Consider the following 24,446-nt stretch of genomic DNA (forward strand, 5'->3'; position numbering starts at 1 on the left):
CTAGACTATGTTTCCCCGGATATCTTCTATTTTCATAAATTGCTCGCTGGTAACAAAATATTCTTCGCCGGGTATGTTAAGCATTAGAGGTTTTGGTACGGTTGCGATTGCAATGCAATTTGTTCTGATCCTCTGGTCCCCGACTATCCGGGTGGACTCGCTTGTAAAGCGTACTATTCCATGGTGCGTTTCTATGCCCGCATTTTTGGAACACCTTCTCTCAGGCACAGGTTTCTCCATATTCTCGGCAGTCAACTATTGCCACTTTTATCAGGAAAGATTATTGATGGCATCGGGTTTATATAGTATGGCGTGTTTGATACAGCTAGTTCGATTGGTCAAGGATTTAATAAAGAATTATTCATCATTGTATGCTTCTTTTAACAATTGCTCGGACAATTAGAGTTAGTCGTATCATAATGAGGTACCTGGCTAATCCCAGGTAAAACTAATCATGCGAATATTCTCGATCTCGGCTTCTGCTGAGCGAACTAATAAAATCAAGGAGAAATAAAATAATGGGATACGATAACAGAGGCGGAAATAGCAGAGGCGGAAGCAGCAGAGGCGGAAGCGGTGGCAGCGGTGGATTCAGGCCAAGCGGCCCAAGAGAAATGCACAAGGCAGTCTGTGCAGACTGCAAACAGGAAACTGAAGTGCCTTTCGTGCCATCCGGTGACAGACCTGTATACTGCAGGGACTGCTACCAGAAGCACAGACCAGCAAGATACTAAGTTATAGTACTGCTATAATTTATAGCAAAAAGGTAGATGCTAAGATCAACTCCGGCTGATCCGTATCTGCCTGATGAACTTTTTTGGATTTGTTTTTCTGAACCCCGTTTTTAACTATCACTAATTCGTCTACTGGTTGATACTATATGAATTAAAAATATGGTATTTTCAAGTTTTCAAAAATTATATAATTATCTGGATCTGTTTTATTCAGAATCTTTCTAAAATGTAAGGTCAGAATATCTGTTTTACTTACAGAAGGGCCAAATAAGGCAAGAAAAATCAAGTAAATCTCTTTTCAAGTACTAGCTTTACATCAATAAGTTGCTATATGTGAGAATTTCAATTTAACCAAGTAGTCTTAATCAAAATTACAGGAATGGTTTTCTTTAAAAAAAATTAGAAGCCCCGGGCGTGATTTGAACACGCGGCCTAGTGATTACAAGTCACTCGCTCTGCCGGGCTGAGCCACCGAGGCATTCTGTGAAAAATATGCTCCGCACTTATTTATGCGATGTACTCCCTTACATAGCATGATAGCAGATAAATTTTATGGTTATCCGGGACCGGAGGTGTCCTATGTGGCGTGAGATATCGAGGATCGGTAAAAAACTTGTGGACAGCGGGCTTGTGGAATCCCATTTCGGGAACATCAGCGTGAGGGTTGGGAACATGATGGTTATTACTCGCAGTGGCAGCTCTCTGGATGAGATAAACGAGAACAATGTCGTTGAAGTTCTTCTTGGCGGGACTTGTGCACTTGATGTCATAGCATCCTCCGAGGCTATCGTGCACAGGGCTATCTATAAGAGCACTCCGGCACTTGCTATTGTACATGCACATTGTCCGTTCGCGGTCACCATGTCCCTGCTTGCGCGAGGGGAGGTAATCGAGCCGAAGGACAGTGAAGGACAATATTTCCTGGGCGAGATTCCCATAGTGAGGGGTGGTATCGGCTCTGAAGAGCTTGCGACCAACATGTCCCAGGCGCTCGCATCATGTAAGGCGGCTATCCTGTACAGCCACGGAACATTCGCTATAGGGCGTGTCCTTGACGAGGCATACGTTCTGACGACCCAGGTGGAGCACTCCTGCAAGATAAAATACTGGTACGATCTGGCGAGCAGGCACTGAACATGTTTAGAACTCCCTAACTCTGGAAAGGATTAAATTGGAATAGAAGACATTTGGTACGTATTCATGACCTCAAACGCCCTCAGACCGCTTGCCCTCAAATATCTGGAACCCCTGGCAAAGACTGCAGCAGATGTAGGCGTATCTCCCAACACTGTTTCCGCTTTGTCTCTTGTGTTTGCAGTTTTTTCGGGCCTTCTTTTCTATTACTCGGGACGTGAGCCTGGATACGGTCCACTGATTGTACTTGCCGCAGGCCTGATGGTAGCCCTGAACTCTCTGCTCGATGCAATGGATGGCGTCATGGCACGCTACCTGGGCATATCAAGTGCCAAAGGTGATTTCCTTGATCATGTCATCGATCGATATGCTGATTCTTTCATAATCTGCGGCATATTCTTCGGCGGCCATGTCCAGTGGCAGATAGGGGTAATGACAATAGTAGGTGTCCTGATAACAAGTTATCTGGGGACCCAGGCCCAGGCCCTTAATCTCGGGCGGTACTATGGTGGCATTATCGGGCGTGCAGACCGCTTGATACTCATTATACTGGCCACGGTGGTGTATGCCATATATCCTTCACAGGTCTATGGCTTATCTTCTCTTGGGTGGATCATACTGATAATTGGCGTAGGAAGCCACATAACGGCATTCCAGAGAATCTTTCATATCTGGAAACAATTAAATGTCCCCTCTGCCGATTCCGATAAAGACGATTGACTCGGTAATAATGTCATGCAAATTGATAAGGAGCGTTTTTCTGATGGATAATAGATTCGAATATCTGGAACATACTGCAGATGCTAAGTTCCGAGCTTATGGAAAATCTCTGGAGGAGGTTTTTGAAAACGCTGCATTTGCAATGTTCAATGTTATGATTGACACCTCCACAGTGTCAACAAAAATTTCCCGTGAGATCGAACTGAACTCCGAGGATATGGAAAGCCTGCTTTTCAACTGGCTTTCTGAGATATTATTCGTTTTTGAAGTGGAAAGTATTGTCTTTGCAAAATTCATAGTGGACAAGCTTGAACAGGACGAAGACGGTTGCCGCCTATTTGCAAGGGCTGTGGGCGAAGAGATAAATCTTTCCAAACATAAGTTTGGCACCGAGGTCAAGGCGGCCACATATAATGGCATGATGATCGAAAAAATGTCTGGTGGATGGATGATACAGGCAACGGTGGATACCTGATAAATGCGGTTTTGTCAACCTGGCAATAAGATATTGCCTGATTTCGCCTGCGATGGACTTCTGAACTTTCAGAGCCCTTTGTTCGGAATTGTCTCCTTTCACTATCATCAACATGTTCATACGCTCACAGCATATAGTTCAAATTACACAAATTCATCACGAGGAATAATCAATGTCAGAGGAAAATGAGAGTTCTGTCTTTAATGTGCTTAAAAGGATAGACGACAACATATGGGAAGTACCTATAGACTACATGCCGGGAATGCGTGTTCCCGGACGAATATTCGTTTCAGAGCACCTGTTGAGCATTCTGGAAAAAGAAACTATAGACCAGGTGGCAAACGTTGCCACGTTGCCCGGGATACTGAAATACTCCATGGCAATGCCGGATGCACATCTGGGTTATGGTTTCTCTATAGGGGGAGTTGCTGCATTCGATAAGGAGACGGGAGTCATCAGTCCCGGTGGAGTGGGATTTGATATAAACTGTGGTGTGCGTCTCATACGCACCAATCTCTCGGAAAATGATGTTCGTCCTAAGCTTTCAACACTTCTGGATGATCTATTTGAGGCTATTCCCACTGGTGTAGGTTCCAAGAGTCGCATCAGGGTTTCTGACGCTGAACTGGATGATATCTTTGTCAATGGAGTTCAGTGGGCGGTGGACAATGGGTATGGGGTAAAGGCGGATGTTGATAACTGTGAGAGCGCTGGAAAGATACCCGGTGCGGATCCCTCCAAAGTAAGTATCAAGGCCCGTAAGCGGGGAAGACCGCAGCTAGGGACACTGGGAAGCGGCAATCATTTTCTGGAAGTGCAATATGTAGATAAGATATATGATGAGGAGGCAGCTTCTGCCTTTGGCCTCAGGGAAGGGCAGATCACTTTTATGATCCATTGCGGCTCACGTGGTGCCGGTCATCAGATATGCACAGATCATCTGCAGGTGCTGACACAGGCTTCAAGAAAGTACAACATTACTCTGCCTGACAAACAGCTTGCATGTGCTCCTGCACAGTCCCCCGAAGCCCAGGATTACTTCAAAGCTATGCTATGTGCCGCAAACTATGCCTGGGTGAACAGACATGTGATCATGCACTGGACACGTGAAGTATTCGAAAAGACATTTGCAGAAGAATTTGGCGATTTGGGTATGGATCTTGTCTATGATGTGGCGCATAACATTGCCAAGCTTGAAGAACATGACGTAGACGGGAGAAAGACCGAAGTGTACGTACACCGCAAAGGTGCAACCCGTGCTTTTGCTCCGGGCCATCCTGACCTTCCCGAGGTTTATCGTACCATTGGCCAGCCTGTGATCATCCCCGGGAGCATGGGCACCGCTTCCTATGTGCTGCGCAGTACAAAGGAGTCAATGGATATCAGCTTTGGAAGCGCATGTCATGGTGCAGGTCGTGTAATGAGCCGCAAGAGTGCAAAAAGGGATCTACAGGGAGAGCAGATCCGTGAAGAACTAAGCCTGAAAGGTATCCAGGTCCGTGCTTCGCAGCCCTCCCTTATAGCCGAAGAGGCTCCTGAAGTTTACAAGTCCAGCAGTGAAGTAGTGGACGTTGTGCATGAGCTTGGTATCGCAACAAAGGTTGCAAGACTCCTGCCAATGGGAGTGATCAAAGGTTAACGGGCTATAGGGACAATACTTTTTCTTTTTTACTATTTTCACCGGCTGGGGCCAGATTGGCATATCCTGTCTGCAAAGCCGATGCTCTTTGAATAGTAAGTTTAAAAGAAGCCACATATTGAGCAATGAGGAAACGAGATGTGTTTGAGGGGATGAATGGTTTTGCTTGGTTACAGTTACTATACCTTTGAATACAGCTACAAGCAGTTTTCTCGTTTCCTCAGGATATAATTGGTCATTATTATATATAAATCTGTTCGATATTCTTTATATACTATTTTTGTTTTTCCCGGGATGTCTTCTCCCGACTGACCGCTATGAATTTAAGACTTATATTTTATTTATATCACCTATGCAGACAAGCGATAAAAATATTACCCGAGTTCGTATAATGGCAGACTTCCAGTTCGGAAAAGGCTGTGGGAAGATTCTTTTCCCGGAAGGTGTCACTTTTAAGTTGTCAAAGACCAAGCGTGTAAGGCAGGTATTTAACAATAACAACCATGTCGCAACAGTACGTGCCAGCGACGGCATGTTTACCCTTGGTATGGAGGGTGCACGTTTATTACACGGTCTCTTCCCAATGCCTGAAAAAAGAGTTGTGGTGTGTGAAGATGCGGTCCCATTCGTCTCCCAGGGAAAGACTGCTTTTGCAAAACATGTAATTGGCATCGATTCCGAAATGAGGGCGGGTGACGAAGTGATTGTTGTGAATGAATCAGATGACCTGCTTGCAACGGGCCAGCTTCTTTTATCACCTGGAGAGATCATTGTTCTTGACAGGGGAATGGCCGTTGATGTCAGAAGGGGCAGGGACCAGGCATAAGGGTATGTTAATATACTATCTGTATTAAATATGAGAAAAATAATATAAGCAGGAGCTTATATTATCCACTACGACTCATGACCCCGACAGAATCAAGCCAGTCTCCGGAACGCGAGAACATAGAAGAGGATGTTTTTAAGACATTCGTGGTTCCTGATAAGACCAGAATGGAAGAGCACACCATCGTAGTAGACGGGGATGTGATCGTAGGTAATCATTCCGATATCAGGTATGGCATAATATCCAATTCCTCTATACTAGGAGAGAGGGTAGAGGTAGCGGGAGACCTGATTTCCAGGTCCGATGTGAGGGTTGATATCTGGTCTCGTATAGGAGGTAATCTCAAAACCGATACCAATGCCTATATCGGTGAGTTTGTCACTATAGAGGGCAAGCTAGTGGTAAAAGGGGACCTTGATGTTGGTAATGATGTCAAGATCAACGGAGGTTTTGAGGCTAAAGGCTGGATCGTGGTGCGTAATCCTGTACCTGTTATTGTCTATCTTTATCTTTACATTAGTGAGTTGTTACGGCTTGGCAAGGACGAGCAAGTGGAAAAAGCCCTGAGCGAATTGTTCGAGGATGATAAGGAGACTGTCAGCATCAATAGCATGATCATTCCAAATGGCTCCAAGATATCGATGGATTCCATCAGGGTGCCATCAAAAGCTCTTATCGGGAGTGGTTGCAGGCTGGTAGGTAATATCCGCGCAACTTCTCTTGAAATGGCAAATGATACAATTCTTTATGGCAGCATCCGCACTATCCATGACGTTATGCTGGGCAGAAATAATATAATCCATGGAAATATCGTTTCAAGAGGTAATGTGTACATCAGTGAAAAGACCCATGTGCTGGGTGAGATCAATGCACAGACCATTAAGATACACGAGAGCGCCCGCGTAGACGGTATTATGCGTGCTTCCGGTGGTATCGTGTTCGAACGGGAAGATGAAAAAGTTCTCAATGAAAAACAATTGATGCAACTTAATATTTGAAATATGATCACAATTTGGCAATTCCATGTTAAAAGGACTGCGGAGGGCTGTTTATGAGCTCCATTGAATTATTCGATTTTCTTGACCTTGTACTCCGGTTGTGCATTTTTTTAGTAGCGCTACTGATATCGAGCCTATTGGTCAGGATAGATGCTGATGTCATTCGTTCAAGGATATATGTATCCTTCAGGAAACTGAAAGGGTCATTCGTATTGCTTACAGCCGGATTTATGTTCTACCTTGGAGAAACCTTTGTAGGCATCAGTGGTCCTGCAATATCTGAGGGTGGTAATGTCCTGCTCATGGGAATACTATCTCTATCTTTCCAGATGCTTATTCTATTTTTCCTGTATCATCTGTACGTGGCCATAAGAGTTCCGGACAGACGAATACTCTGAGAGCCTGTAACAGGGCTTTTCTTTCTTTCATTACTTGAAGTTGAATAACATTTTATAGAAATGGATTTTATCCATAGCCATATTTAAAATAAGTTTACCTAATATAGGCACACAAGGTGTATACATGACAGAACAGGTTATCTCACGGTCATCATCTCAAGAGGCTGTGATCCAAAAAGACGCAAAGTACGTAATGCAGAACTATGGTCGCCAGCCCCTTGTACTGGAGAGCGGCGACGGTTGCATAGTCCGCGATATCGACGGCAGGGAATATATAGACTGTGTAGCGGGCATAGCAGTGAACAATGTCGGGCACAGTCACCCAAAACTGGTAGAAGCTATAAAGAAGCAGGCAGAAAAACTGATGCATGTTTCCAATCTCTACTATACTGTGCCCCAGGCTGAACTAGCTGAGAAACTCGTAAAGATTACCGGCATGTCCAGGATATTTTTCTGCAATTCAGGCACAGAAGCAGTAGAAGCTGCAATGAAGCTTGCACGTGTCAAAACGGGGAAGACTGACTTTGTAGCGGTCGAGCACGCATTTCACGGGCGTACTATGGGTGCCCTGTCGCTCACATACAAGGAAATGTATCGAACTCCTTTTAAGCCGCTAGTGCAGGAGGAAAAATTCGTTCCATGCAATGATGCAGAAGCAATTGCTAACGCAATCACTGATAAGACTGCAGCTGTCATCATAGAACCAATCCAGGGTGAGGGAGGCATCAATATTCACTCAGATGCGTATCTGAAGGAAGTCCGCAGGATATGTGATGAAACGGGAACCCTGCTCATCTTTGATGAAGTGCAGACCGGATTTGGAAGGACAGGTAAATGGTTCTGTAAGGAACATTTCGGCGTCGAACCGGACATAATGACCATGGCAAAAGCAATGGGTGGAGGTTTTCCGATGGGTGCCATCGCTGCACGTGAAGGTATCGCCTTTGAACGTGGTCAGCACGCAGCCACCTTCGGAGGCAGTCCCCTTGCATGTGCCGCAGCCCTGGCTTCCATTGATATTATAGAGAAAGAAGATCTCCTCCGGCATGCAACGGAAATGGGCGATTATTTCATGAGCCGGCTCAAAGATATCTCCCTGAATGGTGTTGTAGAAGTACGTGGTCGCGGGCTTATGATAGGGGTTGAACTGGACCGCAAGTGTGCAGACATTGTGGACTTTGCCCTGAAGAATGGAGTACTTCTCAACTGCACATCCGAGAAAGTACTGCGTATCGCACCGCCTCTGGTAATAACTAAAGAGCAGATCGACTCGGTGGTGGCTGTGCTTGAGCAGGCCTGAACTGGTTAAAAAGGAAGTCTCCGGGATAGCTGAATATGTTCCTGGCAAGTCTATTGAGGAAATAGCCAGCAAATACGGCCTTGACCCGGCATCGATCATAAAGCTGGGTTCAAATGAGAATGTGCTGGGGCCATCTCCCAAAGCCATAGATGCAGTCATAGCTCATGTAAGTGGCATCAACATATACCCTTCAGCAGACGCTTCCGAGTTAGTCGAGGCGATATCTGTCTATACTGGTTTCCCAGTGCAGAATATATGCGCTTCGGGCCCTGGTATGGATGGCCTGCTGGACAACCTTATGAGGCTGCTGATATCAGCCGGTGATGAGGTCATACTTCCCCTTCCTACATTCTCTTACTACGAGATCGCAGCCCGCGCCAACGGTGCGGTCCCGGTCTATGTAAGCTCAGGTCAAGATCTTGCTTTTGATATTGACGGTATAATGAATGCAGAATCCGAAAGGACAAAGGTCATATTCCTGTGCTCTCCTAACAACCCCACGGGCAGGCTTGTAAGCGAGGCCGACCTGCGTCGGGTACTTGAACACACAAGAGGCCTTGTTTTTGTGGATGAGGCCTATGTGGAGTTCTCAGACTGCAATCTGGCCCACCTTATATATGAATATGACAATATTATCGTCGGAAGAACATTCTCTAAAGCTTTCGGCCTTGCAGGCATGCGTCTGGGATATGGCCTGATGCCTGCATGGATCAGGTCCGAGTACATGAAAATAGCAACTCCTTTCAACATCAGTGTACCTGCGATAGTTGCAGGTATCGCTGCACTCTCGGATACTCTCTATCTCCGGAAAAGCATCAGGTGCGCAAGAGAAGGGCGTGATTTCCTGACAAAACATATCCCTTTCAGGGTCTATGATTCCCAGGCCAATTTCGTGCTTGTGGACGTTGCCCCTCTAAGATCCAGGGATATCAGCGAAGCCCTGCTGAAAAAAGGCATCATAGTACGGGACTGCAGGTCTTTCAGGGATGCAGGTGAGACCCTCATCCGCGTAACTGTAGGCACGCCTGAACAGAATGAGAAGGTTGTTGCAGCTTTTAAAGAAGTTTCAGTTGCCTGAACTGTAAACCTTCTCTATTTTCATGAGCGGGTAGTCTAGCTCAGCATTATATGCAAGACTTACATCCGCAAGGGCTGAATTATATCTGACGGTTATTCTCACATCCAGCATGCGGCCCTCAAGCTCGCAGTAACCGAACTCACTATTCAGCTTTGAGCGGATAATCTCTTTGTCGATAGAAACCCTGATATCCTTTACAAAGGGCTGGGCTGCAATACTCTCCTGTATTGCTTTCTCCAGGCTGTCTGCATTTTTCAGGTTAATGGGTGATCCGGTGAACTGGTGGTAGAGGGCACCAAGCTTGATGCCTGCTTCAAAGAGCACATTGTCCCTGTCTGTGATATTGCTGTTCATTTCAATCCCTTTTCCACTCTCTTCAAGGAGCCAGCTCTCCGTATAATTGGTGAGGTAACGTAGAGGATCATTATGGCCAGTAAGAAAGATGCAAATATGTGGGTATAATTTATATTAAATGGGTAGGACAGGACAGTGATGACGAAAAGCAAACCTATGGGCAATACATGGCCGGGTTTTTTCGCCTTCATGTACGTGATCTTACTGATCATCAGGAGTCCTACAACAAATGAAAGCAGGATCATGAGTCCGCTATGGAAGTATCTCTCTCCGGTCAGCACATACGCTGAGAGAATTATTCCTCCTGCTGTGATGGGTAATCCTTTGAAAGACGGAAGTCCCTGATGGACCGTGTTGAACCTTGCCAGCCTGAGAATACCGCAAAAGAAGTAGAAGCATAGCGCTGCAAGTAGCAGGTTTGATGCCTCACTGCCGGCTGCAGCGTATACAATAACCACGGGTGCAAGTCCGAATGAGATCACATCTGCAAGGGAATCCAGGTTGGCCCCAATCTCGCTTCCGGAGAACATTCTGGAGAGGTAGCCATCAACACCATCGGCGACAGCGGCTGCCAGTATCAGTGCGGGCGCAAGGTATGTAAAACCATTCTGGACAAGTATCACAGCTAATAACCCAAGGAGGGCATTGAGCAATGTTACAATGTCCGCTAATTTCAATGTTTGGAATATGGTGCTCACTTCCGCTATTCTTTCCCGTAACTTACACTCGTACCTGCAGTAATTATACCGCCTTTGCTGCAGAGGATGTCAAAGCTCTCGGGAACTGTTAAAAACTCAACTTCCTGGGTATTGTATTCATTAGCGTTTCTTTTTCGGGCTATTACTGTCATTCCTGCAGTGACCTTGTCACCTTTAGTGCAGAGGATGTCGAAATTTTCAGGTATCGTCACATCCACCCTTGATCCAAAGCGTATCATTCCGAATCTTTGTCCCCGGACCATCTGGTCACCTACCTGTACATATGAGACTATTCTTCTGGCAATCGTCCCGGCTATCTGGATAACTTCCACTATGCCATGCTCAGTATCAATGAATATGTGGCTGCGTTCATTTCTTTCAGAATCCTTGCAGAATGCAGGCCTATATCCTCCTTTCTTATGCTCTATGGCGATAACTGTGCCGGTGAGTGGTGCCCTATTGACATGAACATTGTGGACATTCATGAAAATGCATATCTTACGTCCTCTTATGTCTACGATCTTCCCGTCAGCAGGTGCTGTCATGCTACTGCAGCAGTGCTCTGTTTCCCTTTCAGGGTCTCTGAAAAAGAAGATAAAGAATATCAGTCCTGCCAATCCCAGGAGTGCAATTATACCTGTATAAGGCCAGTATACTGTAATGTGTGCGATTGCAGCAAGTGTGCTGATCGCAACCAATGTCAGTAACCATGGAGCAGAACCTTTTGCAAGCATTTACTCGTTCCTTACTTTCTCATATATGCTGTAAACATATTCTGTTACCATTTTCCATATTCCTTCTATAAGGTCGACAAGTTCGGGCAAGATTCGCATAACAATATAGGCTATGCCAAAGAGGGCAACGCCAGATCCGATCTTTGCAATTGTATGATGGGCTATCTCAAAGCTATTGGGGCCAAACCATTGATGGGCATAAGCGACGATCACGAATACATCTCTTATTATATTCAAAGTATATATAATCGGCACGGAAACCATAAATGCTGAAAGCAGTTTTTTCAAAGGTGCATTAACAGAGGCAATAAGCCCTATGAACAAAGCGATACTCTCTATGGCAGTACATGCAAGTATTATCTCTACCTGGTATCCATTAAGAGCAATTTTATTCCATTCCGCCATTTCGACAGGTTGTCCCAGTGCCTGAAGTGTCCAGAACACATTGTCTGTTACCAGTGATATGATCCATACATTGAGTGAATCCATTTGGGCAAAGGGGAAATAGAATAAAGATGCAAGAGCTGTCGCAACAGTTGCCATTGATGTCACATCAACGGATCCGCTGCCTGGCAACTTCATGGATCTGTATTCCTTGAGCATGTTGTAAGCAAGTATAAGACAAATGATACCAACAACGATGACCAGTACTACATTCACATAATCCCTTATCTCAATAAAGTGCATTGGCTGGTAGAACCAGTGTATAGAAAAGAATCCCCATCCTATGGCCCCTAGCAATTTACGTATTTTAATTCTTTTAGGTATCAGTGAGCAAGCAAGCATTAATGCCACTGCGACCCATAGTACATTTTCTATCATTTACAAGCACCTTTAATAGGTATGCCTGTATATATCAAATGTAGTGTATTAATCTTTTGTTCGTATGTATGCTGATACTCCAAAACTGACAGTGGATGCTGTTATCCTTTATAATGGCAGGATTGTTCTTATCCAAAGGAAAAACCCCCCTTTTCAGGGAAAGTTCGCTTTGCCCGGTGGTTTCGTAAATATAGGTGAAACTGTGGAGGATGCGGTTGCCCGTGAAGCATGCGAGGAAACCGGCCTGTCAATAGAAATTGTTAAGTTGCTTGGGGTGTATTCTGACCCTCTGCGCGATCCAAGGGGACATACGGTAAGTATATGCTACCTGTCATTAGGTCAAGGGATCCTGAAGGCGGATTCGGATGCAAAAGATGTATTCCTGTTCGATGTTGACAGTTTGCCTGAAATGGCTTTCGATCACAACAAGATATTGGAGCAGGCAAGAGGTGAAGTCAATGGAATTTTGTCCAAAATGTAAAAGTATGATGGTTCCGGTAAAGGGCGTATCCAAGTGCAGGAACAGCAAATGTGGATATGTAAAAGAGAAAGAAGCTGATCAGGAATCACTAATGTCAAAGGCAGCACGTTCGGAGAGGGAAGTCACGGTGCTTGAAGGCAATACTGACCAGGGTCTGCCCACTACCGCAGTCCGATGTGATGAATGCGGTCATAATGTCGCATACTGGTGGTTACGTCAGCTCAGGTCGGCGGATGAATCCGAAACACGCTTCTTTAAGTGTACAAAGTGCGGTTTAACCTGGCGTGAGTATGATTAAAAAATACTGGTATAATTTGTAGAATTATGGTGTCATATAATACATGGCTATAAATGCGTATCTTTACAGGCTTTCTGTTTATAAAAACAAAGCTTTTATTAGTTAGTGGATATAATGACCTAGAAATCCAATTTATTTAGCGGAGAATCCAGATGTTCAAGGCAATAATCGATGCAGATATCTTAAAGACTTCCATAGAGACACTTTCAGTCCTTGTTGATGAAGCAAGGTTCAAAATATCTCCTGAAGGCATTACTGTCAGGGCCGTTGACCCTGCTAATGTGGCAATGGTCAGTTTCGAGCTAAGTTCCGAAGCATTTGATGAGTACAATGCCGATGATTGTGAGATCGGCCTGGACCTATCAAAGATCAATGATATATTCAGTGTTGCCGGGAAAGAGGACAAACTGAGCCTGGAACTGGATGATTTGTCCCAGAAATTGTCTCTTCACATTGGTGGTCTTTCCTATACCCTTGCATTGCTCGATCCTTCTACCATCAGGGCTGAACCAAGGATCCCACAGCTTGAACTTCCAGCCGAGGTTGTCCTCAATGGCAAGGATCTCCTCAAGGCCGTAAAAGCCGCTGAGAAGATAAGTGACCACATGCTGCTGGGTATTGAAGATGATACATTCTATATGGAAGCCGAGGGAGACACTGACCGCGTTAGGCTGGATATCTCCCGTGACCAGTTGATCGATCTGAGGGCAGGTGATGCGCGTTCACTATTTTCACTGGATTACCTTTCCGATATCGTTAAACCTGCATCCCGGTCCAATGAGGTCACAGTTGAGCTGGGCAAGGATTTCCCCGTAAAGATTGGCTTTACGATAGCCAACGGCGCAGGTAAGGTAGGATATCTGCTGGCCCCGCGTATTGAATCTGATTAAATTGTCTATGGATAATAAAGATCTTGCATTATATCCGTACGTTGCAGAGGCTTCCCGTTATGTGGAGAGCCTCGACTTTTCTCTTGATAGCCTTATATCTTCGCGTGCCATGGATTCTGCAAGAGCGCGCGGCAAGGAGCGGGTGCTCCAGTCAATAGCCGGAGAGATCGTCAAACCGCCCCTGTCTAATTCGGATGACAGGAAGATTCTCATTGAGCTTCTATCATATCCTTTCTCCAGGATACTGGTCTCGTGCATCGATGATCCTTTCCTGACAAGGCGTTACTCTCTGGCTGAGGCTGTCGCATCCTACAAGTCTCTTAAAGTCATGGATATCGCCTTCCTTGGGGAATTCTCTCTTGATTTCAATATCCATGCCGAAAAGAAAGAATCTGCCGCACGGATTCATTTTACGGATTACATCCGGCTTGCCAGTTCCCTCAAGGCTATGGAATGGAAACTTGTGAACCGTAAGATGGACCATGGATATGTGACCGTATCAAGGGAAGAATTCGCACGTCTCCTGCAGGAAGGTGTGAGGCACAGGATAGAAGGCTCCCTTCCTATGAAGGTACCTGGGGAGGTATGCCTGTCCTGCCAGCCCTATATTGCAGACATCATGACTGCACTGAACGAACGCAAGAGCCGTTTCGAAAGCTCGGAGTTCCAGACTGTTGAAGCAGGCCTCTTCCCTCCGTGTATCACCCGTGCCATATCCCAGTCACAGGCAGGTGTTAACCTTGCGCACTCCATGAGATTTGCAATGACCTCTTTCCTGCTTGGCATCGGTATGTCAGTTGATGATATCATGAACCTCTTCACTTCCTCCCCTGATTTTGATGTCGATAAGGCACGATACCAGGTGGAGCATATCGCAGGCTCATCAGGCACAAGCTATAAGCCTCCTTCATGTGCAACCATGCAGACCTACGGTAATTGTTACGCGCCGGATGAGACCTGCAAAAGGATAAGCCATCCTCTTAACTACTATCGCCGCAGGGTATGGTTCAATAACAGGGATGTGCAAAAAGAAAAAGAAGAACAGCCTTCAGATGATCCTGCCCCGATCCCTTGATATTGCTTACAGTTACAGTTTTATCTTCGCTTATATTCCCTGCATTTCTCTACAAAGCTCTTCACAGGGAATGAAGCAGGATGCGCATGGGTGTAACTCGCAAGTGAATTATGCTCGGTGATACCATCCTTCCCGTCTCTGATGCCCTTGCCTCTTTTCATCTCATAGGCCAGTTTTGCATCGCTGGCACAGTTGGTGACAGAATAGTGGAACTCATGCCCTCTGATGGTTCCTTTGATGAAGTCTCCTTTTGCTGTCCCTTCGGTATAGCCGAGTGCCTGGAGCTTCTTTGTCATGACGGTCTCTGCAGGGAACAGGTCCGCTGTCCTGTAGATCTTGTCTTCCACTTCGTAAGATGTGGAGAGATACTGGAGCCCCCCACATTCTCCGTATATGGGCATTCCATCTGCAGAAAGATTCTTGAGAATCTTTGTAGTTCTTGAATTCTCGAGTTCCTTCAGATACAGTTCCGGATACCCGCCACCAAAGTACATGCCGTCAACCTCTGGAACTTCTCCTTCTATGGGGCTGAAGGGAACGATCTCTGCACCCGCTTCCCGGAAAGAATCGAACATCTCCTGGTAGTAGAAACAGAAGGCACCGTCCATCGCCACACCAATCCTCACGTCCGACTCCGGTAATTTTTCTTCCATGGCGGGTTCTATATCGGGTGCACTTTCAGCAATGGAAATTATGGTATCAAGGTCGATGTTCTGCTCTATGAAATCGGCAAGTCTGGTAGCATCAAAATCCTGCTCGTGGGCCATGTAGAGACCCAGGTGGCGGGAGGGCACACTAATATCCTGGTTGCGCGGGAGAGTGCCTACTATAGGTATGCCGGGAATGCAATCTTTAATCATCTTTGCATGCCGGGGGCTTCCTACCCTGTTGAGTATCACTCCTGCAATATTGACATCTCTGTCAAACTCGGAGAATCCTTTTACAAGAGCCGCAGCGCTGCGTGACATCCCGTGAACATTGATCACAAGGATGACAGGCACCCCGAGTGATTTGGCCACGTGTGCAGAACTGGCTATTTCCGTGGAATCCATCCCATCAAAAAGTCCCATCACTCCTTCTATTACATTGATGTCATTGTTCTTTGCATGCCTGGAAAATGTGCGCCTGACACCTTCTACCTGCATCATGAATGTGTCTAGGTTCCTTGAAGGTTTGCCGCAAATGGCGGTATGGTAGGTGGGATCGATATAGTCCGGCCCCACTTTATAAGGCTGGACATCCATCTCTCTCTTTTTCAGGGCTGCCATTATTCCCATGGACACAGTAGTCTTCCCGACACCGCTGTGTGTCCCGGCGAGCAGTACAGTTTTTGTCATGCTGGGTAGTTTGTCAAATATGTATATAGTATTATTCCCGCGTTATTCAAAACGGTTAAATAAAGAATGTATATCTACCTACTATGAATTCCTCCGGATCGCGCAGGACACTTACTGATCCTTTCGGACGTACGGTAAAAAGTCTGAGGATGTCCATTACCAACAGGTGCAATCTTAATTGCATATATTGCCATAACGAGGGTGACTATGGCAGCACCGGGGAGATGTCGGTCGGAACCATTGTCAATATTGTAAAAGCTGCCGCAGAGTTCGGTGTGGACAGGCTCAAGATATCCGGAGGGGAGCCTCTCATAAGAAAGGATCTCGAGGAGATCATCTCTGCACTGCCTCCACTGAAGGATGTATCCCTGACGACCAATGCGACACTGCTGAAGGGCAGGGCAAGATCATTGAAGGAAGCAGGACTTGACAGGGTGAATATAAGCCTGGACACCCTTGACCCGGGCAAGTTCCGGATGATCACCAATTGTAAGCGGGATATTCTCCCGAATGTTCTCGAGGGTATTGATGAAGCGGTCCGAGCCGGGCTTACACCTGTAAAGATCAACATGGTGCTCCTCAAAGATATCAATGAGGCTGAGATAGAGAGAATGCTCGAATTTACAAAAGGTTACAAGGGTGATGTCATCCTGCAGCTCATTGAACTGATGAATTTTAAGGGCGCAGCTCCCTATCATGTGGATGCGGATCTTGTGGAAAAGGAACTTCTGCAACATGCCACGGATGTCAGGACACGTATCATGCACCACAGGAAGAAATATATTATCAACGGTGCAGAGGTCGAGTTCGTCCGCCCCGTGGATAACACGGAGTTCTGCGCAAACTGTAATCGGCTGCGTGTAACTGCCGACGGCAAACTCAAGCCGTGTTTGCTCGTTAACGATAATCTTATAGATGTTTCACATGCAAGCCCTGATGAGCTGCCCGGGCTACTGCAGCTTGCTGTGAGCAAAAGGGTGCCATTTTACAGTCATGATACTTACGGGCAGGAGAAATAAAAATGGAAGTAGAACTGATAGTTGATGGGAAAGTGATCGAGATCAACCGTTTCGTTCAGGAGATACTGGGAAGTACTGTGCTGGGTGCCGCAGGAACCCTGCGCGGGGTTGAAGAAGATTGCAAAGAGATCAGGGTAAGCATTAAAAAATAATTAATTAAGATCTGCTTTTGGTGCAGCGGCTATCTATTTCCAACCCTGGTCCTGCTCAGATAAGGCGTTCTATCTCTGAAAAGTCAATGGGTGATGTCGCGTCCAGCGATAGCGGTGTCACTGAGATATGTCCCTTCTGTACCAGCGCATTAACATCAGTGCCCTCATCATCCATTATAGAAAGATCACCGGCTATCCAGTAGTAAGGCCTGCCCCTCGGATCATGCCTTTCTTCTACTTCTGTCCTGAAAAGTTTCCTGGCAAGGCGTGTGATCTCTATCTCCGTATCCATTTCCACAATATGCGGTATATTGACGTTCAGGACGTCTACCTTGTCAGGAAGGCCAAATTTGAGCACGTTCCTTGCTATCCTGTTCACTACCTTGATAGCGACCTCAAAATCATGCTCATAATCTCTGTTGTCATCGAACTTCAGGCCTTCTTCTTTTACCTGGATGGAAGCTGCTATAGCAGGAATACCATAACTTGCGCCCTCAAGTGCCGCACCGATGGTGCCTGATGTTGTCACGGTATCAGTGCTGATATTCTCTCCAATGTTAAAACCGGAAAGTATGAGGTCCGGCTTTTGTTTCATAATGGTGAACATACCTATTATCACAGAGTCGGTAGGCGTTCCTCCAACTGCATTGACTTCAATACCATCCACTTTTGTCTTGGTGACCCTCAATGGCTCAAAAATGGATATGGAACGTCCGACACCGCTTTGTTGCATCATGGGCGCGGACACAGTGACGTCACCAAGATCGGACACACTTCTGTAAGCAGCCCTTATTCCTGATGAGTATACGCCGTCATCATTGGTAAGAAGGATTTTACTGGACATGACCTATCTTCTGCAGATATGGGTCTTAAAACTAATGGCTAAAAAAACAAAAGGATTAGTGGAGGTCATTACAGGGTCTATACGTTGGCAAATAATCTCTTTTTATCTTTGGAGTATAAGCAGGCATCAGAGCCTTCAGGAAGGTCTGAAAGAGCTTTTACCTTTTCGATGACTTCAATGTTCTCACTCATGTCATCAAGTTTGTTTATTATGTCAATGATGGTCTCGTTCTGTTCGTCGCTCAGGCATTTATTATCTCTCATGATCTCAAGCAGTATCGAGGCATCATCCAGTACCTGTGCAGCGATTGTCCTCTCCATGTATTGCTTGGCGATTGCGGAATCATTCCCTTTAAGTGTCAGGTTGAACTCATTGAGCTGAGTTTCAAAAAGCCCGACATCATAATGGGCACTCCTGAATATCTTTTTAACGTAGTCTTCCCTGTAGACTTGCTTCGAGTTTTTCAGGATTTTCAAAAATTTTTTGTAATCCATTATCTCTCATCTCGTTTTCAAAAAAATGCTAACAGGCACTTTTCAGATACTTTTACTAAGCGATCTGCGCTTGAACTCCAGGTTTATCTCAGATTCAACAGAAACTGTCGTGATGGTCTGAAGTGCATTATAAGTTTCACTGAACTGTCCACCATTAACGTCATAGTCACTTTCAATGTCAATCCCATAGTTTTTATCATCTTCTATGATGGGATCGCAAAGGTATACCTGCAGGCTGCCACCCGCATCCATGAAAACAGAAGGTCTAGCTCCGGAGTTGTTGTACTCTTCGACCAATCCCCTAAAGATTAAAGACATGTACCTCATTGATTCCATTAGGTCATCACCAGTTATGCAATTTCCTGACCATGCATTTATAGGTAATGTCATTGTTTTTCAATTTATGTATTTTTATTCAGTACTTTGTGTTCATAACATACTTACTAAACTTTACTTTTTATTATATATTCGGTATCATGCTCAGTAAGAGGGGATGTATATTTATATTAGTGCTCTTATTATTCATCCCGAATCTGTTAATAAGAAATGTTTTTAATCATTAGGGTGTACTTGGAAGAATATATTTCATTAAACAATCATCTACGTTGGAGTAATTATGCTTGAGGATGAGTATCAACTTGATTTTTTTTCCGAAAACGGTTTTGTCCGTAAGCAATGTTCAAAATGCGGAAAATTCTACTGGACACGGGACCTTGACAGGAATACTTGCGGGGATGCTCCATGCGACCCATATTCCTTCATAGGGAACCCTGTTTTTAACAAGAAGTTCGACCTTGCTGAGATGAGGGAGTATTACCTCAAGTTCTTTGAGGATCAGGGCCATACGAGGCTTGAAAGGTACCCTGTTGTAGCCAGGTGGAGGGACGATATCTATCTTACTATAGCGTCTATAGCAGATTTCCAGCCCTTTGTCACATCAGGACAGGTCCGCCCTCCTGCAAATCCCCTGACCATTTCCCAGCCCTGCATACGCCTCTCAGATCTTGATGCAGTGGGAAGGAGCGGGCGCCACCTCACAACCTTTGAGATGATGGCTCACCACGCTTTCAATAAAAAAGGCGAGGAAATATACTGGAAGGACCGGACCATGGAGCTGTGCGATGAGCTTTTCAATTCTCTTGGAGTTGACCCCTTGGCTGTCACATATAAAGAGGAACCCTGGGCAGGCGGCGGTAACGCCGGCCCCTGTGTTGAGGCTCTCATAGGTGGTCTTGAGGTTGCAACGCTGGTCTTCATGGATATGGAGCAATCCAGGGATGGTACGATCCCTATCAAGGGTGAGAACTACCGTAAGATGGACAATTATATCGTTGACACAGGATATGGCCTTGAGCGCTTTGTCTGGGCTTCCAAAGGCTCACCTACAATATATGATGCAGTATTCCCTACCATTGTCAATGAGCTAATGCAGCTTGCAGGTCTTGAACATCAGATAGACGATCCGGAGTATGCCAACATCCTTTCCCAGAATGCGCGCCTTGCAGGGCTAATGGATGTGAGCGAGAAAGCAAACCTCCTTCAGCTTCGCAAACAGGTGGCTTCCAGCATCGGGACAAGTGTGGAAAAACTGTCGTCCATCATGGAACCTGTAGAGAACATCTATGCTATTACTGATCATACCCGGTGCCTGACATTCATGCTAGCTGACGGCATCATTCCTTCCAATGTGAAAGCAGGTTACCTTGCACGCCTTGTGCTGCGCAGGACCCTTCGTATGATGAAGGACATGGACATCAACACCTCACTATCCGATATTGTGAGGATGCACATCAAGAACCTGCCGGAGTATCCGGAGTTCTCTGAGAAGTTTGATGTCATAGAGGACATTCTTGCTCATGAGGAAAGGAAGTTCGATGAAACTCTTGAGCGCGGCAGGCGCATGATCCAGAAATCTGCCAAGCATTACAAGTCCACAGGCGAAAAGATACCTCTGCCAACGCTGATCGAGATGTATGACAGTCACGGTATCCCTCCTGAGATCTCAAAGGAAGCCGCATCCGAAATGGGTGTGGAGGTTGACCTTCCGGACAATTTCTATTCACTTGTGGCAGAGGGCCACAGCAAAGCCGAGCCAAAAGAAGAAAAGGTTTTTCCATACATGGACCGTGTGGATAAACTGCCAAAGACAAAGCGCCTCTTCTACGATGAGCCCACGCGGATGAAATTCGAAGCTGTAGTGCTTGATGTATTCGATAAGCACCTGGTTCTTGACAGCACACTCTTTTATCCGGAAGGCGGCGGACAGCCTGCAGACCACGGAACCATAACAATCGATGACAATGTAATGAACGTTATCGATGTACAGGTGGCTAATGGTGTGATAGTGCACATAATCAATGGGATAGAGGACGAGCTTCACCTCCGCAAAGGTGACCTGGTCATTGGGAATGTGGATGAGGAGAGGAGGATGGCTCATGCCTGCCACCATACTGCAACACACATCGTCAACGATGCGGCAAGGAAAGTGCTTGGTGATCATGTATGGCAGACAGGTGCACAGAAGACCACAGATCGTGCACGTCTGGACATATCCCATTACAAGCGTATCACTCCTGAGGAACTGAACCGGATAGAACTGATAGCCAACCGTACAGTAATGGATAACCAGCGTGTTACGGCCGAGTGGATGGACCGGGTGGATGCGGAGAAAAAATATGGTTTCGGTCTCTACCAGGGTGGTGTCCCGCCAGGCAACAGGATACGCGTCCTTAAAGTGGCTGATGACATCGAGGCATGCGGTGGTACCCATTGCAGCAGTACAGGCCTTGTAGGCCCGATCAAGATACTCAAGACCGAACGTATCCAGGATGGCGTTGAGCGTATCGAGTATGCTGCAGGTCTTGCGGCTGTGAGGGCCACACAGAAGATGGAAACCTGCCTGAACCAGTCTGCAGAATCTCTCAGGGTTCTGCCGGAGCACCTGCCTGCGACCATTGACCGCTTTTTCAATGAATGGAAAGAATTCAAGAAGGATAATGAACGCCTGAAAGAGGAGCTTGCACACCTGCGCGTCAGCCGGATGGCGGACAATTCAACCATCATCGGTGGAATACGGGTTGTGGCTGAACAGGTCCCAAATGCGGATGCTGATGAGCTTGTCAAGATCGCAGGCGAGCTTGCCGGGAACAAGGATATCGTTGTCCTTCTCGCAAGTGACTGTGGTGGTGTCAAGATCGTGGCAGCTGCCGGTGAAGATGCACTCAAGGCTGGTGCCGATGCCGGAAAGATCGTCACCCAGATGTCCATGGTAGTTGGCGGTGGCGGTGGCGGTCGTCCGAACATGGCGCGTGGCGGCGGTACTGATCCTCTCAAGATCAGCGATTCGCTAAAAACCGGTATGGACTTGCTTAAACAGCAACTTAAGATCAACTGAGGTGAAAAATGATTCCAGGGGAGATAAGGCAGTTCTTCTCTTCTCAATTTGGGAAGTCCCTTGTCGTTAAAGGCAAGCCGGGAACTGGTAAAACCACTTTCGTGTTTGAGATACTGCATGAGTTATGTCCCAGTGGTAACTGCATTTACATCTCTCCCAGAATAGACAAATCTTCATCCTATGGGAAATTTCCCTGGATAGAAGGGGATTTCAACAACAATGAGGATTTCCTGCGGATGCTTGCTTCCCGTATCAAGGCTATATGGGAATCAAGCGACTCAAAACCGATGATAGCTGTTGATTCTATTGACTCACTGAGCATTGCAACCACAAGGTCGGTGCACTGGGGGGAAAACAAGTTCGAACTGGAACGCCTTCTCCTGGATTTTTCAAGAAAAGTGAATGCAGATATTGTGATGATCACAGAACAGACTGATATTGGCTCTCTGGATTACCTTGTTGATGGTGTCGTGTCGGTCGAAGCACTGGAGATGGCAGGAAGTGATATTCGCAAAACTCATCTTCTTAAGCTGCGCGGAGTCGGCATGTCGCAGTCCAGGTACCTGTTCACGCTGCACAAAGGGGTATTCACAAGTTTTGAGCCATTCAGGGTTTCCTATCCCGAGAACACCATAGTACCATCTCCGGTAACGGACCCTGCCCATAGCAAGATATCTACGGGCAGTCTTGACTTTGATGAAATACTGGGCGGGGGGTATCAAAAAGGAAGTTTCAACCTTTTCGAGATCACCAGTGGTGTCGGTGATTCATTTTACAGTATCCTGTTGCCGACATTCATAAATCACCTCAATATGGGCAGGGCCATGCTTAGCATCCCCACAGAGGGTACCAGTGTTGAGACTGAAAAAAGAATGATATCCCCTTTCACAAACGGGGATAATTTCCCAAAGCAGTTCAAGGGTTTTGAGATACGCGACCAGAAGGGCCGCATCCCTCCGTATGTCGAAGCATTCTCCGGAAATGTCTACAAAGACATGGAAATATTCTATCAGTCAAAACACGAGATGATGCGCCAGTACGGCTCTCCGCTGCTTGATTATATCGGGCTTGATAGCATGGAGTATAGTTATGGCTGGGAGAACATAGGCGCCGTCATAGGGCAGATCGCCTCCGTCACAAAGACGACGGAGAATGTTGTGGTTGCTGTTGCAAAACATGGTCAGAAGATCACTGATTCTGTTGCACATATGGCCACTACTCACTGGAAGTTTGAGAATGTTGATAAGACCCTTGTTATGTACGGTATAGTCCCCAAGACCGGGATGTATGTAGCCCAGCTGGATTTTGGTTCCGGATATCCTCAGGTCCGACTGGTCCCTATCAAATGATCTCCGATCTTGTTATTTTTCTTAGTATACCCCAAACATTAATAAGAATATAGGACTAATATTTACAAAACAAGTTTAAAAGGTAAATGATAATGGATGATCAGACTCAGGAAATTCTGGCAACTCTAAGGGAGGAGCTATCAGACAAAAGTTCATTGTTCTTTGCTCAGGTTGACAGTTCTGTCGAACGCCTGGTCTATCTTCATATCTACGATGTGCTTCTAAATGATGCTGACCGGAGTGTTGTATGGTTATGCCTGAATTCTCCGCGTGATAAGATCCTTGGGAAATTCAGGGATTTCGGGTTTGATATCAGCAGTTCCATGGACCGCTTTTTCTTTATTGATATCGAAGTGCCGGGTAAGCCCCCCCAGCAGGGGACCTTTTACTGCAGTTCTCCGGCAGATTACACCAAAATGGCATCCCATATCTCAAATCTTTTTGAGAGGAATGCGCGTACACTGCTGGTAATGGATAATATGAACGTTCTGGCCAGCGACACCATGCAGGTTGTCGAGACATTCATGCAGTTTGTCGAAAAGAAAGTGCATGAGCAAGAAGGGGGCATTGTCTCAGTGCTTCTGAGGGATATACTTTCCCCGGAAAACGAAATGCTGGTAAAGTCTTTTTTTGATGTTGTTCTGGATGTCACCAATATTGGTGAAGTACATGCCCAGATGGGGCTCAGGGACTTCGATTTCAGGTATCTTGTGGAAGATGGCTCCATCAGATTGGAGTATGCCCGAAAAAAAGTCAAAAGGGACAAATTGAAGATTCTCATAGTTGATGACGAACCTGACATCCCGGAGCTCTTGAAACTGTCCCTCACCAGCGAACCTTATGATTTCCTGGTCGCATATAATGGCGAAGAGGCAATCGACATCACCCTGAAGGAGCATCCTGACCTGATATTACTTGATATCATGATGCCTGACATGGACGGGTATGAAGTGGTGGAGCAACTCAAGAAAAGCAAAACTGCAAATGATATACCTGTAATAATGATCTCCGCAAAGACTGCGATAGAAGATAAGGTAAAAGGCATGGAGCTTGGCATTGATGACTACATAGCCAAACCTTTTGATAAAAGGGAGGTTAAGGCCAGAATTAAAATGGTCATGAGGCGGCTTGGCTGGTCTGTAGAGGAATAATTATATATCTCAATAATATACTCTCACTGTGTATATTATAACTTTTACAGGA

The 24,446-nt window shown here is 46.0% G+C and carries 28 protein-coding genes and 1 tRNA gene; 19 read left to right on the plus strand and 10 right to left on the minus strand.

All coding sequences use genetic code 11. The features are described 5' to 3' along the window. Complete coding sequence (locus QZZ22_RS05715) at positions 1-255, minus strand: hypothetical protein (protein WP_292463328.1); 255 nt, start codon at positions 253-255, stop codon at positions 1-3. Between the two features lie 263 nt (positions 256-518). Here QZZ22_RS05715 and QZZ22_RS05720 point away from each other — a divergent pair, with 263 nt between their 5' ends. Further along, complete coding sequence (locus QZZ22_RS05720; RefSeq protein WP_292463329.1) at positions 519-734, plus strand: CxxC-x17-CxxC domain-containing protein; 216 nt, start codon at positions 519-521, stop codon at positions 732-734. A 404-nt stretch (positions 735-1,138) separates the two neighbouring features. Here the strand turns inward: QZZ22_RS05720 and QZZ22_RS05725 are convergent. Then, positions 1,139-1,212 (minus strand) — tRNA-Thr (locus QZZ22_RS05725). Positions 1,213-1,313: 101 nt separating this feature from the next. Here QZZ22_RS05725 and QZZ22_RS05730 point away from each other — a divergent pair. The 9 genes from QZZ22_RS05730 (at position 1,314) to hisC (ending at position 9,302) form a co-directional block, all read left to right on the plus strand. Further along, positions 1,314-1,868: an aldolase gene (locus QZZ22_RS05730; RefSeq protein WP_292463331.1), complete on the plus strand. Its 555-nt coding sequence runs from the start codon at positions 1,314-1,316 to the stop codon at positions 1,866-1,868. A 66-nt stretch (positions 1,869-1,934) separates the two neighbouring features. Next, entirely contained in the window at positions 1,935-2,588 is a 654-nt protein-coding gene (locus QZZ22_RS05735) for a CDP-alcohol phosphatidyltransferase family protein (RefSeq protein WP_292463332.1), read from the plus strand. Between the two features lie 43 nt (positions 2,589-2,631). Then, positions 2,632-3,063, plus strand: coding sequence for an archease (locus tag QZZ22_RS05740; RefSeq protein ID WP_292463333.1), 432 nt, complete (start codon positions 2,632-2,634; stop codon positions 3,061-3,063). Between the two features lie 172 nt (positions 3,064-3,235). After that, positions 3,236-4,702 (plus strand): RtcB family protein, encoded by a 1,467-nt coding sequence (locus tag QZZ22_RS05745; protein ID WP_292463334.1) that lies wholly within the window; start codon positions 3,236-3,238, stop codon positions 4,700-4,702. Between the two features lie 391 nt (positions 4,703-5,093). After that, the gene (locus tag QZZ22_RS05750) at positions 5,094-5,528 is read left to right on the plus strand and encodes a PUA domain-containing protein (protein WP_292463335.1); all 435 of its coding nucleotides are present in this window, start codon (positions 5,094-5,096) and stop codon (positions 5,526-5,528) included. 77 nt (positions 5,529-5,605) lie between these two features. Continuing rightward, positions 5,606-6,526, plus strand: coding sequence for a polymer-forming cytoskeletal protein (locus QZZ22_RS05755; RefSeq protein WP_292463336.1), 921 nt, complete (start codon positions 5,606-5,608; stop codon positions 6,524-6,526). Positions 6,527-6,579: 53 nt separating this feature from the next. Further along, entirely contained in the window at positions 6,580-6,924 is a 345-nt protein-coding gene (locus tag QZZ22_RS05760) for a hypothetical protein (RefSeq protein ID WP_292463337.1), read from the plus strand. Between the two features lie 124 nt (positions 6,925-7,048). Further along, a complete protein-coding gene (locus QZZ22_RS05765; protein WP_292463338.1) occupies positions 7,049-8,224 on the plus strand; it encodes an acetylornithine transaminase in 1,176 nt (391 codons plus the stop codon). Then, positions 8,211-9,302: a histidinol-phosphate transaminase gene (hisC, locus tag QZZ22_RS05770; RefSeq protein WP_292463339.1), complete on the plus strand. Its 1,092-nt coding sequence runs from the start codon at positions 8,211-8,213 to the stop codon at positions 9,300-9,302. The genes QZZ22_RS05765 and hisC overlap by 14 nt, the downstream gene beginning before the upstream one ends. Here the strand turns inward: hisC and QZZ22_RS05775 are convergent. From QZZ22_RS05775 to artA, 4 genes are read right to left on the minus strand one after another with little or no spacing between them, the layout of a single operon-like run. After that, a complete protein-coding gene (locus QZZ22_RS05775; protein ID WP_292463340.1) occupies positions 9,291-9,656 on the minus strand; it encodes a dihydroneopterin aldolase family protein in 366 nt (121 codons plus the stop codon). The two genes, hisC and QZZ22_RS05775, sit on opposite strands and share 12 nt — an antisense overlap. Further along, positions 9,653-10,354: an archaetidylserine synthase gene (locus tag QZZ22_RS05780; protein WP_292463341.1), complete on the minus strand. Its 702-nt coding sequence runs from the start codon at positions 10,352-10,354 to the stop codon at positions 9,653-9,655. Before QZZ22_RS05780 ends, QZZ22_RS05775 begins: the two co-directional genes overlap by 4 nt. Before the next feature lie 5 nt (positions 10,355-10,359). Beyond that, the gene (locus QZZ22_RS05785) at positions 10,360-11,088 is read right to left on the minus strand and encodes a phosphatidylserine decarboxylase (RefSeq protein WP_292463342.1); all 729 of its coding nucleotides are present in this window, start codon (positions 11,086-11,088) and stop codon (positions 10,360-10,362) included. Further along, a complete protein-coding gene (gene artA / locus QZZ22_RS05790; RefSeq protein ID WP_292463343.1) occupies positions 11,089-11,910 on the minus strand; it encodes an archaeosortase A in 822 nt (273 codons plus the stop codon). 64 nt (positions 11,911-11,974) lie between these two features. Here artA and QZZ22_RS05795 point away from each other — a divergent pair, with 64 nt between their 5' ends. The 4 genes from QZZ22_RS05795 to priL all read left to right on the plus strand — a co-directional run bounded on the left by QZZ22_RS05795 (position 11,975) and on the right by priL (position 14,654). Continuing rightward, a complete protein-coding gene (locus tag QZZ22_RS05795; protein WP_292463344.1) occupies positions 11,975-12,391 on the plus strand; it encodes an NUDIX hydrolase in 417 nt (138 codons plus the stop codon). Then, on the plus strand, positions 12,369-12,689 hold the full coding sequence (locus QZZ22_RS05800; protein ID WP_292463346.1) for a transcription factor S: 321 nt from the start codon (positions 12,369-12,371) through the stop codon (positions 12,687-12,689). Before QZZ22_RS05795 ends, QZZ22_RS05800 begins: the two co-directional genes overlap by 23 nt. A gap of 152 nt (positions 12,690-12,841) precedes the next feature. Further along, complete coding sequence (locus QZZ22_RS05805) at positions 12,842-13,579, plus strand: DNA polymerase sliding clamp (RefSeq protein ID WP_292463347.1); 738 nt, start codon at positions 12,842-12,844, stop codon at positions 13,577-13,579. Between the two features lie 7 nt (positions 13,580-13,586). Then, positions 13,587-14,654, plus strand: a complete 1,068-nt coding sequence (gene priL / locus QZZ22_RS05810; protein WP_292463348.1) for a DNA primase regulatory subunit PriL — start codon at positions 13,587-13,589, stop codon at positions 14,652-14,654. A 20-nt stretch (positions 14,655-14,674) separates the two neighbouring features. Here the strand turns inward: priL and QZZ22_RS05815 are convergent, their stop codons facing one another. Beyond that, complete coding sequence (locus QZZ22_RS05815; RefSeq protein WP_292463349.1) at positions 14,675-15,991, minus strand: cobyrinate a,c-diamide synthase; 1,317 nt, start codon at positions 15,989-15,991, stop codon at positions 14,675-14,677. A gap of 83 nt (positions 15,992-16,074) precedes the next feature. On the opposite strand from QZZ22_RS05815, the gene moaA reads away from it, so the two are divergent. Then, entirely contained in the window at positions 16,075-17,010 is a 936-nt protein-coding gene (gene moaA / locus QZZ22_RS05820; RefSeq protein ID WP_292463350.1) for a GTP 3',8-cyclase MoaA, read from the plus strand. Positions 17,011-17,012: 2 nt separating this feature from the next. Then, complete coding sequence (locus tag QZZ22_RS05825) at positions 17,013-17,162, plus strand: hypothetical protein (RefSeq protein ID WP_292463351.1); 150 nt, start codon at positions 17,013-17,015, stop codon at positions 17,160-17,162. Between the two features lie 55 nt (positions 17,163-17,217). Here the strand turns inward: QZZ22_RS05825 and surE are convergent, their stop codons facing one another. From surE to QZZ22_RS05840, 3 genes are all read right to left on the minus strand, one after another. Beyond that, entirely contained in the window at positions 17,218-18,006 is a 789-nt protein-coding gene (gene surE, locus QZZ22_RS05830) for a 5'/3'-nucleotidase SurE (RefSeq protein WP_292463353.1), read from the minus strand. Between the two features lie 77 nt (positions 18,007-18,083). Further along, positions 18,084-18,500: a hypothetical protein gene (locus tag QZZ22_RS05835; RefSeq protein ID WP_292463354.1), complete on the minus strand. Its 417-nt coding sequence runs from the start codon at positions 18,498-18,500 to the stop codon at positions 18,084-18,086. Positions 18,501-18,542: 42 nt separating this feature from the next. Further along, the gene (locus QZZ22_RS05840; RefSeq protein ID WP_292463356.1) at positions 18,543-18,836 is read right to left on the minus strand and encodes a hypothetical protein; all 294 of its coding nucleotides are present in this window, start codon (positions 18,834-18,836) and stop codon (positions 18,543-18,545) included. A gap of 280 nt (positions 18,837-19,116) precedes the next feature. Between QZZ22_RS05840 and alaS the strand changes: the two genes are divergently transcribed. The 3 genes from alaS (at position 19,117) to QZZ22_RS05855 (ending at position 24,394) form a co-directional block, all read left to right on the plus strand. After that, positions 19,117-21,894, plus strand: coding sequence for an alanine--tRNA ligase (alaS, locus tag QZZ22_RS05845; RefSeq protein ID WP_292463357.1), 2,778 nt, complete (start codon positions 19,117-19,119; stop codon positions 21,892-21,894). Between the two features lie 8 nt (positions 21,895-21,902). Further along, the gene (gene gvpD, locus QZZ22_RS05850; RefSeq protein ID WP_292463358.1) at positions 21,903-23,243 is read left to right on the plus strand and encodes a gas vesicle protein GvpD P-loop domain-containing protein; all 1,341 of its coding nucleotides are present in this window, start codon (positions 21,903-21,905) and stop codon (positions 23,241-23,243) included. A 92-nt stretch (positions 23,244-23,335) separates the two neighbouring features. Beyond that, positions 23,336-24,394, plus strand: a complete 1,059-nt coding sequence (locus tag QZZ22_RS05855) for a response regulator (RefSeq protein WP_292463359.1) — start codon at positions 23,336-23,338, stop codon at positions 24,392-24,394. Positions 24,395-24,446: the final 52 nt, after the last annotated feature.

The sequence above is a fragment of the Methanolobus sp. genome (assembly GCF_016278365.1).
Classification (GTDB): Archaea; Halobacteriota; Methanosarcinia; order Methanosarcinales; family Methanosarcinaceae; genus Methanolobus.